Raw genomic sequence first — 13,825 nt, forward strand, 5'->3', positions numbered from 1 at the left:
GACCGCTGTCGAGAATCCAGAAGTAGGGGAAGGCCATCAGGACCGTCAGCCCCGCGCCGAGCGACGGGGCGAGCCGGACCGAGTGCCAGCCAGCCGCTCGCGGGCGCCGTCTCCGGCGGGTTCGTGCTGGTCTGGGCGCTGGGCATCGTGACCGTCTCGAACGGCACGACGACCTGGGGCGTCTCGCTGCTGTTCATCGCTGCGGCCCTGTGCGTGTTCGCCGCCCTCGCCACCGACCACCTCCGCGCCGAGAAGTCCCCGAACACCCGCACGAGCACGACGAAGGAGACCGTCCGATGACCATCGACATCAGCGACAACGGCCAGGTCCGCACCATCGCCATCAACCGCCCGGCCAAGGCGAACGCCCTGCTGGCGAGCGACGTCCCAAAGCTGGAGCGAGCGGTCGTCGGAGCTTCCGAGGACTGCCGCGTGCTCGTCTTCACCGGCACCGGGGGGCGGAACTTCTCGGCCGGGATGGATCTGGGCACGTTCCAGGGCGTTTCCGAGACCGAGGCCCGCGGCATCATCTCCGACATCGGCTCGCTTATGCGCGCCGTCCGCCACGCACCGCAGATCTCGGTCGTGGCGCTCGAAGGGGCGTGCATCGGAGCCGCCTTCGAACTGGCCCTCGCCGCCGACCTGCGGGTCGCCCACGTCGAGGCGCTGGTCGGGCTCCCGGAGGTCAAGCTCGGCATCCCGTCCGTGGTCGACGCCGCGCTGCTGCACCACTACGTCGGGCTCTCCACCGCCAAGGAGATGCTGCTGACGGGGGAGACGAAGGCCGTCGGGGAGCTGGCGCACACCGGTTTGATCAACAAGACCGTGGCGCGGGAGAGCGTGGTGCCGGTGGCAGCGGAATGGGCGGACCAGCTGGCTGCCCTACCCGCTCTGGCGATCCGCGAGCAGCGAGCGCTCATCGACGAGTGGCTCAACGTCTCCCTGCAGAGCGCGGTGGACCAGTCGATCAACACCTTCGGCCGGATGTTCCGCTCCAGCGAGACCTCCGAGAACGTCCTGCGCTACACGGCGAGCCGGGGCTGAGCGCGCACGTCTGGCACCGGACGTGCCAAATCGCCCCTCCTGTCACTCCGGTGCCCGTCAGCCGGACCGGCGCCCGGGTGCCGTGAGGTGGAACACGGCGAAACCGGGACGAAATGCCTGGTCGCAGGGCCCCCACCGGACTGCATGCTCGTGGAGGTTCCCCGGGAGGGAACGTTTCGAGAGCCGGTTCCACTGGTTGCGGGAGGGGAAAGCTGATGGGTCAGATCGCCGAGGTCGCCGGACTGTTCGACCAGCGCACGTCGCAGGACGTGCCGAAGCAGGAGCTTCCCGTCACCGGGCGGTTGGGCGCGTTGATCCCGACGCCGCGCGAGGCGGGGACGAGCATGCGGTTGGTGGTCGACCGAGGGGTCGACGAGGGGGCGGAGTTCGTGATCTCCGCACCGCTGACCGTGATCGGACGGCACCGCGACTGCGACATCGTGATCGAGGACGTGACGGTGTCCCGGTACCACGCGGAGCTGGAGATCGAGGACGGCCGGTGCTTCCTCTACGACGGCGGCTCGCTCAACGGAACCTACGTCAACAGGCGGCCCGTGGAGCGCATCGAGCTGTCCGACTCCGATGAGATCTGGATCGGCAAGGCGCGGTTCACCTTCCACGTCGGCGCAGCGGCCGACGTCCCGGTGCCGGCCCAGCGGTGAGAGCGGGCGCGCGTCCGGCGGCGAGACCGCCGGGCGCGCGCCTCGTCGCATCCGCTCAAGTGAGCTGACGACGCGCGGCAGAGCCCCCGCGCCTGAGAGTCCAATGGGGACGGAGCTCTCGCGAGCGGGCGCTCAGCTCAATCCTGCTGCTGCTCGGCTGTTTCGCGGTGTTGGAGTCCGACGAACATGTCCTGGTGCAGGGTCGCCACGTGCCGCTCGGCGATGTCGCCTGCGCACGCGGCGTCGCGGGTGCGCAGGGCTGCGACGAGTTGCACGTGGTCGCGGTTGGACTCGCGCAGGTGCTGCATGGGGTAGGGCAGGTAGTAGCGGTAGAGCTCGCGCAGCAGTCGCGCGTACTCCTGCTGCACCGCACCGATCCCGGTCGCGGCGGCAACGGCGAGGTGGAACGTCTCGTCGAGCTTGTGGAAGTCCGCCCAGTCCGCGGCGTCGTTCATCTGCTCGGTGAGCTCGTGCAGGTGCTCGACCTGGTCGGGGGTGGCGTTGCGGGTCGCCAGGTGGGCGATGCCGCATTCGAGGACCAGGCGGCGGTCGATGAGGTCGTGCACCTCCGCACTCGCCGCGCGGTAGATCTCGGTCTCCCTGACCCTGCTGCGAGCGGGGGAGTCGACCACTCGCGTGCCGCCACCACGTCCGCGGCGGCGCTCCAGGACGCCTTCCTCGCACAGCGCCACCAGCGCGCGTCGCACGGTGATCTCGGAAACCTCCAGGGCGGCGGCGAGCTGAGCGTTGCCCGGCAGCCACTCGCCCGGTTCGAGCAGCCCGAGGTCGACCGCGAGGGAGATCCGGGCGCGGACGGTGTCCATGGCCGAGAGCCTGCGGATGCCGGAGAGCGCGGACGCGGACAGGGGTGCGGCGGGGTTGTCGTGGTGCTCGTCGGCATCGGCCCTGGTCATGGTGTCCACGGTAACCAGGAGCCCAAAATTTGTTCAAGATGACCACTCTTGTTTAAGTGTTCATCTTGCTCTATTTTGTTTCCATCGCTGAGCGAGACCCCGACTGACCTGCGAAGGAAGAAGGCGAGCGAGATGTCCCGACTGTTGCCGCTGGCGCTGGCGCAGGTGTCGCCGCAGTCAGCGACGGCACCCGTGTCGGAGTTCGCCGGCGACGTCGAGCGTCTGCTCGCCGGACACCCGCAGACGCGTCTGGTGGTGTACCCGGAGCTGCACCTGTGCGGTGTCGAGGGCACCGGTCCGGAGCGGAACGCGCGGTTGCAGGAGGCGGCCGAGCCGCTGGACGGTCCCCGCTCCCGGCAGCTCGGCGAGCTGGCAGGGGACCTGGGGATCTGGCTGCTGCCGGGCAGCGCGTGCGAGCGCGGGGAGAACGGCGAGCTGTTCAACACCGCCCTCTGCTACTCGCCGGCGGGGGAGCTGCACGCCTTCTACCGGAAGGTCTTCCCGTGGCGGCCGTACGAACCGTACGACCCCGGCGACCGATTCGTCGTCGCCGACGTGCCCGAGTTCGGCCGGCTGGGGTTCTCGATCTGCTACGACTCCTGGTTCCCCGAGGTCGCCCGGCATCTCGCGTGGATGGGCGCCGAAGTGATCATCAACCCGGTGCAGACCACGACGAACGACCGCGAGCAGGAGATCGTCCTCGCCCGGGCGCACGCGATCGCGAACCAGGTCTTCGTCGCCAGCGTCAACGCCGCCCGCCCGGTGGGCGTCGGCGGCAGCCTGATCGTCGACCCGGAAGGGCACGTGCGGCGGCAGGCCGCCGGGGGCGAAGCCGAGGTTCTGGTCGACGTCCTCGACCTCGGCGACGTCGCGCGGGTGCGCGAATCCGGCACCGCGGGTCTCAACCGCATGTGGTCGCAGTTCACCGACCACGACGCCCCCGTCGAGCTACCGCTCTACCAGGGGCGCATCGAACCAGCTACGTGGCACCCGGAGACCCCGGAAGCCGGCATCCGCATCCCCGGCCCCGAAGCGGCCGGCTGACCGCCGCAACGACGCGGCGAGCACCGAGGAGCTACTCATGCCCGAAGCAACACCGTCGCTGCAACGGACCCTCACGGTCAGATCCGTCGTCCTGTTCGGACTGGCCTACATGACGCCGCTGATCGCGCTGGGCACCTTCGGCGTCGTCGCCGAGGAAACCCGAGGGGCGGTCCCCACCGCCTACCTGGTGGCGATGGCCGCGATGCTGTTCACCGCCTACAGCTACGGGAAGATGGCCGCCGCCTACCCGGTCGCCGGCTCGGCCTACACCTACGTGCGGCGGGCGCTGGACTCACGCGTGGGCTTCCTGGTCGGCTGGGCGGTGCTGCTCGACTACTTCTTCCTGCCGATGGTGATCTGGCTGCTCGGCGGCACCTACCTGCAAGCCCAGTTCCCCGCTGTGCCCTTCTGGGTCTGGATCGTCTCCTTCATCGCGGCCACCACCTGCCTGAACGTGCTGGGGATCAAAGTCGCGGAGAAGGCCAACTTCCTGCTCATGGCCTTCCAGTTCCTGGTGATCGGCATCTTCGTCGTGCTGTGCGTGCGCCACGTCCTCGACGCCCGCGGCGCCGCGGGCCTGCTCGACAGCTCGCCGCTGCTCAACCCCGCCACGACCGCCGCGGGCGTTTCCGCCGGTGCCGCGCTGGCCGCGTACTCCTTCCTCGGGTTCGACGCCGTCACGACCCTGACCGAGGAATCGGTGAACCCGCGCAAGACGATTCCGCGCGCCATCCTGCTCATCGCACTCATCGGGGGCGGCGTCTTCGTCCTCGTGACCTTCGCGGCCCAGCTCGTGCACCCCGGAAGCGCCTTCGCGGACTCCGACTCAGCCGTGTTCGAGATCGCCACGGTCATCGCTGGGGACCTGGGCACGGCAATGCTCCTGGCCGGGCTGGTGATCGCGCAGTTCGCCTCCGGCCTCGCGGCGCAGGCCAGCGCCGCACGCCTGCTGTTCGCGATGGGCCGCGACACCGTCCTGCCCCGCACGCTCTTCGGCGCCCTGCACCCGCGATTCCGCACCCCGGTGGCCAACATCGTCCTCACCGGTTGCGTCGGCCTCGTCGCCCTGGTGCTCGACGTCTCCACCTCGACGTCGTTCGTGAACTTCGGCGCCTTCACCGCCTTCACCGCGGTCAACATCAGCGTCATCGCCCTGCACATCCGCAACCGCCGGGAAGGCCGACGGCAGGCGTGGTGGACCCTCGCCATCCCCGCAGCCGGCACCCTCATCGACCTCTGGCTGCTGATCAACCTCGAATCCACGGCCCTGGTCCTCGGCGGGATCTGGCTGGCAGCAGGCGTCGTCTACCTCGCCTTCCGCACCCGCTTCTTCCGCACCCCACCACCGGAGATGACCGCAGAACCCGACGAGCAAGCCCTGGCCAGCACAACCCCGTAGGACACCGCCAACGGCGCGCCGGGTCCCCCGGACCCAGCGCGCCGTAGCACCCGCCCCAGACGCGCTGACACCAAGCACCGAAGACCCACACCGAAGACCCCGGACCCCGATTACCGCCGTAATCCGGCTCCCGATTACCGCCGTAATCCGGCTCCGGAACCCGATTGCCGCAGTGTGGGCATGTGGTGTCTCAGAGTCGTGCCGAGGATCGGGGCGGCGACGGCCGAGACTCCGTTCAGGTAGTCGTTGCGGCTGCGCGAAACCCCCTCGGCACGCACATGAACCAGGTGGCTGGCGAAGTCTCCCGGGTCGGACTGGGTCATCTCGGTGAAGGCGGGGAGCGGCTCGCGCAGCACCCGGCGTCGAAGCTCGGAGTCGAACGCGACCATTGACGTGATCACGTACGTGGCCGAGCGGATCGCCCCTCACGAGAAGGTCCGGGCCGTCGAATTCGTCGACGTGATCCCGAAATCAGCGTCCGGGAAGATCCTCCGCAAACAGCTGCGGGAGGCCGAACTCCGGCCCTGAGCCGGTCGGCAGCACCGGTGGGTCAGCGCCTCAGGCGGGGTGGACGCGTGGTGCGGTGGCGAGGGCGACGAGCTGGTGGAGGAGTTCGTCGACGATCGCGGGGTGTTCGAGCGGCACCATGTGGCCCGCGTTCGGGATCATCGCGAGCCGGGCTCCCGGTACTTCTCGGGCGATCGCGGCGCTGTGCTCCGGCGGGATGGTCACGTCGTGGTCGGCCCCGATCACGAGCGTGGCGACGTTGCCCAGCACCGGCAGCGCCGCGCGCTTGTCGAGCGTCAGGAACTCGGGGATGAGCGCCACCAGCGCGTGCACGGGATTCGACCGCGTCAGCTGCAGGACGAAGTCGACCACCGAGGGCGGTACCCGGGAGGCGAACGCGCAACCTCGCGCCACCGCGAGGGCGGCGTTCCTGAGGGCCCGGCAGGAGACCGAGGTGAGCCGCAGCCGGTCGATGGCCGCCAGCACGAGGTTCGCCGCCTCGGGCGGCAGCACAGCCCGCCCGTTGACCGGCGCGGCCGCGGTCGTCACCAACCCGACCCCGACCACGCGGTCGCCGAAGAGCTCCGGGCGCTGCTCGGCGAGCGCCATGACCGCCATGCCGCCCATCGAGTGCCCGACCAGCACGATCGGCCCCTCCGGGACGGCCTGGTCCAGCACCGCGGCCAAGTCATTGCCGAGCTGGTCGAGGTTGAGTCCGTCCAACCCGCCCACCGCGGACCGGCCGTGGCCCCGGTGGTCGTAGGTGACCACGCGGGCGTGGCAGGCGAGCGAAGCGCGCTGGAAGTGCCAGAAGTTGTTGTCCGCCAGGTATCCGTGGCAGAGCACCACGGTCACCGGCGCACCCGGATCGCCGTCGACGTCGACGTGCAGCGGAACCCCGTCGGCAGCGGTCACGAGCGCGGCATCGGCGTCCGCGAGGGTCTCTCGCGCGGGCTGGGCCGGCGCGGATTCGGCGGCCCGGAGGGCGAGGCCGGACAGCGACTCGCGCACACGTCGGAACGCCATCCGGACCCGCGCGCCAACGGGCACCTGCGCGCCCCAGGGCGGGCTGATCACCACGCGCGCACGCTCTTCGCGTCGGTAGCGGCGGCGCACGGCTCATCCGCTCCGCTGGCCGTCCGGGTGCTGCTGATGCGGCAGGTCAGCCGCACGTCCAATGCGGGCCCGGGGGAGGGGTGGCCCGCGTTGTGCAGTTCGCTCACGTGCGCCTTCCACGTCGGGGACAGATCCGGCCACAACCGCGCACGAGGCGACCGCCGGCTGAACGATGCGCCGTGACCAAACCGTGATGCTCCACCCGAATGTAACCGACGGTTATCGCTACTTCAAACCATTAGCTCCGACGGGTTAACGACCGCCTCGCGCGGAGTCGAACGACTCCGAAGGGTGACTCCCCATCATTGATTCGCGCGGTGAGATCAGTGCGGAGTGAAAACAACCTGGATCATGGAAATGCGCAGCCCCAACGGCTCCGCGTCAGCGCGGCGGCTGTGACTCGCACCGATCGACTGCGGAGGGGGTGGGGGTTTTGGTCCTGTCACGTCGCACCACGGTGGTGCAACGTAGGTATTGCCGCGCCAGGGTGGCGCGGCTCCCGGTTGCCTGGGAACCGCGATGGTGGTCGAAGCCGCCGTCCGTTTCCGACGCGGTGATCACCTGAGGGCCCTGAAACGGCTAGGCCGCGGGGCTACTGATTGGCTCGTGCGCGGGGCAGACCTACGGCGAGTGCAGTGGTGTCGAGTCGGGCAGCGCGCCGACATCGACTGAAGTGCCCGACTCGGGATCGGGAGGCGGGAGTGGCGAAGGATCGCTGGAGTCCCAGTGCAGCGACGTGGCGTGGCGCCAATCCAGCGGAACGGAAGGCGACATCGCTTGTGGTAGCACTGAAGCCCCTGCTCAGCGCTGGGCAGTGGCGTGTCGCGCTGACACCGATTCGACGACGCAAGGATCTCCCTGAGGCGGAGATCAAGAAGACCAGTCATGCGATGTCGGCGGGGTTCCCGGCCTGAGCGGGTGGTCCGAGGCCGGGAACTTCGCGCCGATCTCGCGCCGAGACTGATCTGCACTCGGCCAGGATCAACCGAGGGCGATGATCGCGGGTACCGTCAGGACGGCTGCGTAGTAGCCCATGAACTGCACGCCCGAGTGCACGCCGAACATGCGGTTCATCAGGCCTCCGATCAGGCCGACCGTTAGCGTCACCAGAACGGCGAGCAGACCGCCCTCGTACAGGCAGATCACCAGGATCAGGCCTGCGAAGGCGCCGATGATCGCCTCATGCGAGACGTTCTTGAGCACCCACGAGGCCGCCCGGTGGGCGTTGGTCATCGCGAACGGGTACGCGATCAGGCAGGCGATCGTCACCGCCAGCAGGCCGAAGACCAAGAACTCCCAGGTCTCGAGCAGGTTGTGCAGGTTGTGGGTCTGCCCGGTCGCGGTGTCGACGGTGTAGACGGGCGGTGCGTTGAACAGCGGGGCCGCCGGGCCCGCCGCCATCGGGGACAGCGGCAGGCCGAGCGCGATGAGCGGGATCATCGTCTCGGCGATGTAGGTCGACTCCGTGGTTCCGTTCCGCACCGCCATCTTCGAGGTGAGCTTGTGGTAGCCGTTCTTGATCCGGGCACCGACCACCTCGCCCATGAGCACCGTCATCGCCACCGGCGAGAAGACGAAGGTCGCGCTCGAAACGACCGCGGCCCCGGAGGTGTAGGCCGTTTGCTTGCGGTCGAGGACCTTCAACGGGTTCGGCATCCGGCCGCTCCACGTCCGCACGTCCGGTGCCAGGGCGAACTCGGTCGGCCCGTCCCGGTGCAGGGTCTTGCGGCCAGCGGGGGAGAGCGCCAGGAACAGGTCCGCCACGAGTGGACCGGTCGCGATGCCGAGGAAGAAGCTGATGCTCAGCGAGTGACCGAGCTGGGTGGTCACGAACTGGTTGATCCCGACGATCAGCAGCACGAACGGGAACAGCGCACCCACCGCCGCCCAACGCCCCTTCGAGGTGAGCGCGATCAGGATCGCGGCACCGGCGAAGATCCAAGGTGCGAGATCACTGATCTCGTCGGCGATCGGGGAGAGGATCCAGGCGAACAGCACCGCCATCGGCACCGCGATGAACGCGGCGATCACGCCGCCCGAGATGGCCTTGCGCAGCGCGATGTGCGGCACCCCGAGCTCGCGGAGTTGCTGCGCATCGCCCAGCAGCGGCACGGTCATCGTGTCGCCGGGGATGCCGAGCAGCGTCGTGGGGATGGCGTGGGTGATGTGCTTGGCGACCACCGCCGCCAGGAAGAAGCTGAACACCCCGGCCGGCGGAACGCCGAGCAGCACCACCAGCAGCGTCAGCGGTGCCACCACGGCGGTTTCGTCCGTACCCGACACCAGGCCGATCGCGGCGAAGACGATCGCACCGACCAAGCCCATGCTCAGGGCCCACAGGAACGCTTCGATCATGGGTGGACCTCCTGTCTCCGCTTCGCTTCTTCGTGGGCCTCGGCGAGCACGTCGTAGAGCCCGAGCAGGCGCAGCTCCTCCTGCACCTCGGCGGAGAGCTCGGCGGGGTCGGTCCACTCGCCTCCGTCGGCGGCGATGACCTCGAGCGCTTCGCGCCTGCTCTCGGTGATCGTGGAACTCTCCCGGACGATCCGCTTCGGCTTGAACAACCGGGCTGCGATCACCGCAGCGATGAGGCAGGCCACGAGTCCCAGCAGCAGCGCGTAGGACTCGGCGAGGGTCTTGTCGGCCACGGTCGCCGTGAAGAAGGCCCTGCCGAGCAGGAAGGTCGGGGCTGCGATCCCGGCACCCAGCGCGATGGACATGCCCATGTGCCTGGTGTCGACGGTGTCACCCCAGACCTCGATGAGTCGGGACATCAGTGTTGCTCCGTTCGATCAGTAGTGGCTGAGCGCGGTGGCGACTCGCGAGGCGGCGGGCTTGCCGAGGTGCCCGGCCAGCCACGCGCTGGTCGCGGTCAGTGCTTCCAGGTCGACACCGGTCTTGACGCCCAGCCCGGTGAGCATCCAGACGAGGTCCTCGGTGGCCAGGTTTCCCGTGGCGCTGAGCGCGAACGGGCAACCGCCGACCCCACCGACCGATGCGTCGAACTCGGTGACGCCTTCCAGCAGCGCCGCGTACACGTTGGCCAGCGCCTGCCCGTAGGTGTCGTGGGCGTGCAGCGCGATCCGCTCCACCTCGATCCCGGCGTTGACGAGCGCCCGGATGACCGATCGCACGTGGCCGGGGGTGGCCACCCCGATGGTGTCGCCGAGCGAGATCGACGACACGCCGGTCTCCATCAGCGCAATGGAGGCCGACACCACTTCGGCGACCGGGGCCGGCCCCTCCCACGGGTCACCGAAGACCATCGAGAGGTAGCCGCGCACACCGACTCCGGCCGCGAGGGCTTCACGGGTCACCGCCGCTTGCGCGGCAGCGACCTCGGCCCGCGAAGCGCCCATGTTGGCCCGGGAGAACGACTCCGTGACGCTGGCGAAGACCGCGATCTCCCGGACGCCGGCAGCCAGCGCGTCGTTGAGGCCGCGGGCGTTGGGCACCAGCACCGGGTGCCCAACACCGGAGTCGAGGTCTGCGCGTTCCACCAGTTCTCGGGCGTCGGCGAGCTGCGGGACCCTCTTGGGCGAGACGAAGCTGGTGAGTTCGACGCTCGTCAGCCCGGCGGCCACGAGCCTCCGCACGAGCTCGGCCTTCACCTCCACGGGCACGACCGCCTGCTCGGCCTGCAGCCCGTCCCTCGGACCGACCTCGTAGATCCGCACCCGGGACGGGAGTGCGGGATCGCCGACGGCGGTCGGCAGTCCCAGCGCGAGCGGCGAGGTCATCGTCCGCTCCGCAGTTCGGAGAGGACGACCTCGGCGTGGTCGTGACCGAAGCTCTTCTTCGCGATCAGCTGTGCCGCCACGGGAGCGATCTCGTCGGGTCCCGCACCGGCCGCGATGGCGATGTTCTTGGCGTGCAGGGACATGTGGCCGCGCTGGACGCCCTCACTGGCGAGCACCCGCAGGGCGGCGATGTTCTGGGCGAGCCCGACGGCGGTGATCAGCTCAGCGAGCTCGGCGGCCGAGGACACCCCGGTGAGAGCGACGGCGGCACGGGCGCCGGGATGGGTCTTCGTGGCGCCGCCGACGAGACCGACGGGCATCGGCAGTTCCAGCGTGGCTGCGAGGTTGCCGTCGGCGTCCTTCTCGAAGGTCGACAGCGAGGTGTAGTGGTTCTCGGCGCCGACCGCGTGGGAGTGGGCGCCGGCCTCGACGGCGCGGGTGTCGTTGCCGGTGGCCAGCACGACCGCGGAGATGCCGTTCATGATGCCCTTGTTGTGGGTCGCGGCGCGGTAGGGATCACCGGCCGCGAGCTTGTAGGCGTGCACCATGTCGTCGACGACCAGCGGACCACCGAGCGCCTCGGCGTCGAGGACTGCCCGTGCCCGGGCGAGCCGCATGTCGGCCTTGTTGGTGAGGATGCGGAGGACGACCCGTCCCCCGGCGACCTCGGCGACCCGGTCGGCGACCGCCTCCGCCATGGTGTTGACCGCGTTGGCCCCCATCGCGTCGCGGACGTCGACGACCAGGTGGGCGACCACGTAGGTCTCGTCCTCGAAGTTGACCGTGCGCACCACGAGGTCGCGCACCCCACCGCCCACCTCGGCGAGCTTGGGGTCCTGGGCGGCGGCGAGCTTCATCAGCTCGGTGCGGGCCTCGAGCAGGCGCAGCCGGGCGGCGTGCGGATCGACGAGGTCGACGAGCTGGATCTGGGCCTGCATGATCGAACTCGTGCTGGAGGTGTGGAAACCCCCGAGCGCGCGGGCGAGGCGGGCGCCGTTGCTGGCGGCCGCGATCACGGAGGCTTCCTCGGTGACCATGGGCACGAGCACGTCCTCGCCGTTCACGGTGAAGTTGGTGGCCACGCCGATGGGCAGCGCGAAGGTGCCGAGCACGTTCTCGCTCAGGTGACTCGCGGCCTCGGCGTCGAAGCCGTCCGCGTCGAAGGCCGCGAGTTCGGCGACGTCGATCCCCGCCGTCTCGACGACGATCTTGCGCCGCTCGCTGATGCTCAGGTTGCGGAAGCCCGGAATTCTGCTGACCACGTGTGGTTCCTCCTTGAACGGGTGACGAACCAAGGGAACCCCAGTGGTGACCGGGCGCACATGTCCGAACCGGCCAGGATTGTGCCGTTCACATGTCGGTTTCGGACATCCTGTGCAGCTGCACTGCGATGCCGAGCCGGAACTGCTGCTCCGGTCGTCGCCACTCCGGCCCGAGCAGCTCTGTGATCCGCTCCAGCCGCTGCTTGACCGTGTTGGCGTGCACGAAGAGCACGTCCGCGGAACGGGTGATGCTCGCGTTCTGCGCCAAGTAGGCGTCCAGGGTCGCGACCAGCTCGCTCCGATGATCGGCGTCCCATTCGAGCAGCGGCGCGAGCAGCCCTCGGGCGAAGGCGCGCGCACGTTGCCCGTTGGCGCCGAAAAGAGCGAGATACGGGGCGTAATCGCGCACCGCGACGCCCGCATCGGTCACCCCGACACCGGGCAGCATCCTGGACAGCGCCGTGACGTCGACGACCTCGCCGGGAACCTGCTCCACAGGGTGGGTTCCACCGACGACCACGAGACCCCGGTCCCCGGCTTCCGCGAGCCTGCCGTGCACGCGACCCGCGAGGTCGTGCGGATCCAACTCCCCGGGCACCAGGGCGATGACACCGGCGTCGTGCTGGGCGACCAGCCAGCGCGGGTCCTGCCCGGTCAGAGCCCGAGCGAGGCTCCAACGCTGCTGTTCCCAGCCGATCGCGAGCACGGGTGTCCAGCGCCCGGCCAGATCGACTCCGCGCTGCTGGGCACGTCGCCGCAGCGAGGCCCAGTCGTCGCGTCCCGAGACCAGGTCGGCCACGAGTTCGCCGCGGACCCGTTCCTCGGCATCGGCGACAGCGTCGCTCTGCATGGTGACCAGTGCGTGGCTCTGGGCGCCGCGTTCGATGGTCCGCCGCTGCACCTCGTCGAGAGGTTCACCGCCGACGAGCAGGACGCCGAGCAACGTGCGACCGGCCATCGCCGCGACCAATCCCAGGACCTCGCCGTCACCGACGTCGACCCAACGGGCGGTGCCCCGGCTGGCCTCCACGGCCTCCAACACCCCGGGCGAGAGCCGGCCAGCGGTCCACCAGCCGGCAGCGTTCTCGTCGCTGGTGGCCAGAGCACCCAGGTCCCGGTCGGCGATCGCCACCGGTCGCTCCAACGCCTCGGCCAGCACGCGCGCGATCGCGTCCGACCCCGCGCCTGCGAGCACCAAGCGCGTCAACTGCTCGTGCAAGCTGGCCGAGGCCTCCATCGCCGCGGCCCGGCGCTCGGCCTCGGAGCTGGCCGCCTCCGCCCGGGCAGCGGCTTCGCGCTCGGCCGCCAGCAGCCGTGCGGTCTGCAGGATCACCGCGCCCTGGTTGGCGAACGCCGTGAGCAACGCGATCTGCTCGGTGCTGAACCCGTGCGCGGAGCGATCAGCCGCGAACAGCACCCCGAGCACCCGCTCGGAAGCGATCAGCGGCACGCCGAGGATCGACCGCATCCGCTCGGCCCGGACCGCGGCGGTCACCTCGCTGTCGTGCGGGAAGGAATCGACGTCGTACGCCGTGGTCCACTGCGGCGCCCGCGTCCGCACCACCTGGCTGGCCAGGCCGACCCCGGCGGGCACCCGCAGCTCCCGCATGTTGGCCGACAACGCGCCCCTGTTCGCCCGGACGAACAGCTCGTCGGTGTCCTCGTCGTACTCCGAGAGGTAGGTGAGATCGGTGCCCATCAACTCGTGGGCGCGGTCCACGAGCTTCTGCAGCAGCGGGTGCAGGTCGCGCACCTCGGCGAGCTCCCGCAAGCTCGACATCAACACCGACAGCTCCCGGTCCCTCGCCCGGAGGCGATCCAGCCGAGCCCGGGCGTCCACCAGCACGCTGGTGGTCTCCGCATCCAGGCCCCGAGCCGCACGCCGGAGCTCGCCCTCGCTGACGGGGTGGTCGGCGATGATCATCTCGGTCAACGCCCGGAGGTCGGTGCTCACACCATCACCCGTGCCCAGCCGAGACCAAAGCCGCATCGCATGCCGAAAGGCTAGCCCCACCAGCTACCGAGCCGTGAACGCTGAACCGAGTAGGAGGGCCTCCGGTTGCGGGGTTGGGGCAAGATTGACGCGTTGCCCGCTCCACGAGGTCGCGTCCTCTTGTTGGTGTGCGACGAGCTCGATC

Annotated in this window: 15 protein-coding genes; 6 read left to right on the forward strand and 9 right to left on the reverse strand. The window is 69.8% G+C overall.

What is annotated here, in order from left to right:
• Positions 1 to 123: 123 nt before the first annotated feature.
• From E1181_RS31245 to E1181_RS02335, 3 genes are all read left to right on the forward strand, one after another.
• The gene (locus tag E1181_RS31245) at positions 124 to 300 is read left to right on the forward strand and encodes a hypothetical protein (protein WP_165944497.1); all 177 of its coding nucleotides are present in this window, start codon (positions 124 to 126) and stop codon (positions 298 to 300) included.
• Entirely contained in the window at positions 297 to 1,043 is a 747-nt protein-coding gene (locus E1181_RS02330) for an enoyl-CoA hydratase/isomerase family protein (protein WP_132672192.1), read from the forward strand. The genes E1181_RS31245 and E1181_RS02330 overlap by 4 nt, the downstream gene beginning before the upstream one ends.
• A gap of 215 nt (positions 1,044 to 1,258) precedes the next feature.
• Positions 1,259 to 1,705, forward strand: coding sequence for an FHA domain-containing protein (locus E1181_RS02335; RefSeq protein WP_132672193.1), 447 nt, complete (start codon positions 1,259 to 1,261; stop codon positions 1,703 to 1,705).
• Between the two features lie 137 nt (positions 1,706 to 1,842).
• Here the strand turns inward: E1181_RS02335 and E1181_RS02340 are convergent, their stop codons facing one another.
• The gene (locus E1181_RS02340) at positions 1,843 to 2,619 is read right to left on the reverse strand and encodes a FadR/GntR family transcriptional regulator (RefSeq protein WP_132672194.1); all 777 of its coding nucleotides are present in this window, start codon (positions 2,617 to 2,619) and stop codon (positions 1,843 to 1,845) included.
• Between the two features lie 132 nt (positions 2,620 to 2,751).
• Between E1181_RS02340 and E1181_RS02345 the strand changes: the two genes are divergently transcribed.
• Positions 2,752 to 3,663, forward strand: a complete 912-nt coding sequence (locus E1181_RS02345; protein ID WP_132672195.1) for a carbon-nitrogen hydrolase family protein — start codon at positions 2,752 to 2,754, stop codon at positions 3,661 to 3,663.
• 37 nt (positions 3,664 to 3,700) lie between these two features.
• Positions 3,701 to 5,062, forward strand: coding sequence for an APC family permease (locus E1181_RS02350; protein ID WP_132672196.1), 1,362 nt, complete (start codon positions 3,701 to 3,703; stop codon positions 5,060 to 5,062).
• 134 nt (positions 5,063 to 5,196) lie between these two features.
• On the opposite strand, the gene E1181_RS02355 is transcribed toward E1181_RS02350, so the two are convergent.
• Positions 5,197 to 5,451 (reverse strand): IclR family transcriptional regulator domain-containing protein, encoded by a 255-nt coding sequence (locus tag E1181_RS02355; protein WP_132672197.1) that lies wholly within the window; start codon positions 5,449 to 5,451, stop codon positions 5,197 to 5,199.
• Between the two features lie 4 nt (positions 5,452 to 5,455).
• On the opposite strand from E1181_RS02355, the gene E1181_RS32485 reads away from it, so the two are divergent.
• Positions 5,456 to 5,590 carry a hypothetical protein gene (locus E1181_RS32485; RefSeq protein ID WP_268952420.1) on the forward strand — a complete coding sequence of 45 codons (135 nt, stop codon included), beginning with the start codon at positions 5,456 to 5,458 and terminating at the stop codon, positions 5,588 to 5,590.
• A 30-nt stretch (positions 5,591 to 5,620) separates the two neighbouring features.
• Here the strand turns inward: E1181_RS32485 and E1181_RS02365 are convergent, their stop codons facing one another.
• From E1181_RS02365 to E1181_RS02390, 7 genes are all read right to left on the reverse strand, one after another.
• Positions 5,621 to 6,649 (reverse strand): alpha/beta fold hydrolase, encoded by a 1,029-nt coding sequence (locus E1181_RS02365; RefSeq protein WP_132672198.1) that lies wholly within the window; start codon positions 6,647 to 6,649, stop codon positions 5,621 to 5,623.
• Positions 6,643 to 6,792, reverse strand: coding sequence for a hypothetical protein (locus E1181_RS31250; RefSeq protein ID WP_165944498.1), 150 nt, complete (start codon positions 6,790 to 6,792; stop codon positions 6,643 to 6,645). The genes E1181_RS02365 and E1181_RS31250 overlap by 7 nt, the downstream gene beginning before the upstream one ends.
• Positions 6,793 to 7,666: 874 nt before the next feature.
• A complete protein-coding gene (locus E1181_RS02370; RefSeq protein ID WP_132672199.1) occupies positions 7,667 to 9,040 on the reverse strand; it encodes a tripartite tricarboxylate transporter permease in 1,374 nt (457 codons plus the stop codon).
• The gene (locus E1181_RS02375) at positions 9,037 to 9,459 is read right to left on the reverse strand and encodes a hypothetical protein (protein ID WP_132672200.1); all 423 of its coding nucleotides are present in this window, start codon (positions 9,457 to 9,459) and stop codon (positions 9,037 to 9,039) included. The genes E1181_RS02370 and E1181_RS02375 overlap by 4 nt, the downstream gene beginning before the upstream one ends.
• 18 nt (positions 9,460 to 9,477) lie before the next feature.
• Positions 9,478 to 10,425 (reverse strand): hydroxymethylglutaryl-CoA lyase, encoded by a 948-nt coding sequence (locus E1181_RS02380; protein ID WP_132672201.1) that lies wholly within the window; start codon positions 10,423 to 10,425, stop codon positions 9,478 to 9,480.
• Complete coding sequence (locus E1181_RS02385; RefSeq protein ID WP_207921977.1) at positions 10,422 to 11,687, reverse strand: hydroxymethylglutaryl-CoA reductase, degradative; 1,266 nt, start codon at positions 11,685 to 11,687, stop codon at positions 10,422 to 10,424. The genes E1181_RS02380 and E1181_RS02385 overlap by 4 nt, the downstream gene beginning before the upstream one ends.
• Before the next feature lie 88 nt (positions 11,688 to 11,775).
• On the reverse strand, positions 11,776 to 13,641 hold the full coding sequence (locus E1181_RS02390) for a helix-turn-helix domain-containing protein (protein ID WP_165944499.1): 1,866 nt from the start codon (positions 13,639 to 13,641) through the stop codon (positions 11,776 to 11,778).
• Positions 13,642 to 13,825: the final 184 nt, after the last annotated feature.

The sequence above is a fragment of the Saccharopolyspora terrae genome, assembly GCF_004348435.1.
GTDB lineage: Bacteria > Actinomycetota > Actinomycetes > Mycobacteriales > Pseudonocardiaceae > Saccharopolyspora > Saccharopolyspora endophytica.

Coding starts and splice junctions, on each gene's coding strand:
- E1181_RS02330 (WP_132672192.1), top strand. CDS start 297: ATGACCATCGACATCAGCGACAACGGCCAGGTCCGCACCATCGCCATC.
- E1181_RS02335 (WP_132672193.1), top strand. CDS start 1,259: ATGGGTCAGATCGCCGAGGTCGCCGGACTGTTCGACCAGCGCACGTCG.
- E1181_RS02340 (WP_132672194.1), bottom strand. CDS start 2,619: ATGACCAGGGCCGATGCCGACGAGCACCACGACAACCCCGCCGCACCC.
- E1181_RS02345 (WP_132672195.1), top strand. CDS start 2,752: ATGTCCCGACTGTTGCCGCTGGCGCTGGCGCAGGTGTCGCCGCAGTCA.
- E1181_RS02350 (WP_132672196.1), top strand. CDS start 3,701: ATGCCCGAAGCAACACCGTCGCTGCAACGGACCCTCACGGTCAGATCC.
- E1181_RS02355 (WP_132672197.1), bottom strand. CDS start 5,451: ATGGTCGCGTTCGACTCCGAGCTTCGACGCCGGGTGCTGCGCGAGCCG.
- E1181_RS02370 (WP_132672199.1), bottom strand. CDS start 9,040: ATGATCGAAGCGTTCCTGTGGGCCCTGAGCATGGGCTTGGTCGGTGCG.
- E1181_RS02375 (WP_132672200.1), bottom strand. CDS start 9,459: ATGTCCCGACTCATCGAGGTCTGGGGTGACACCGTCGACACCAGGCAC.
- E1181_RS02380 (WP_132672201.1), bottom strand. CDS start 10,425: ATGACCTCGCCGCTCGCGCTGGGACTGCCGACCGCCGTCGGCGATCCC.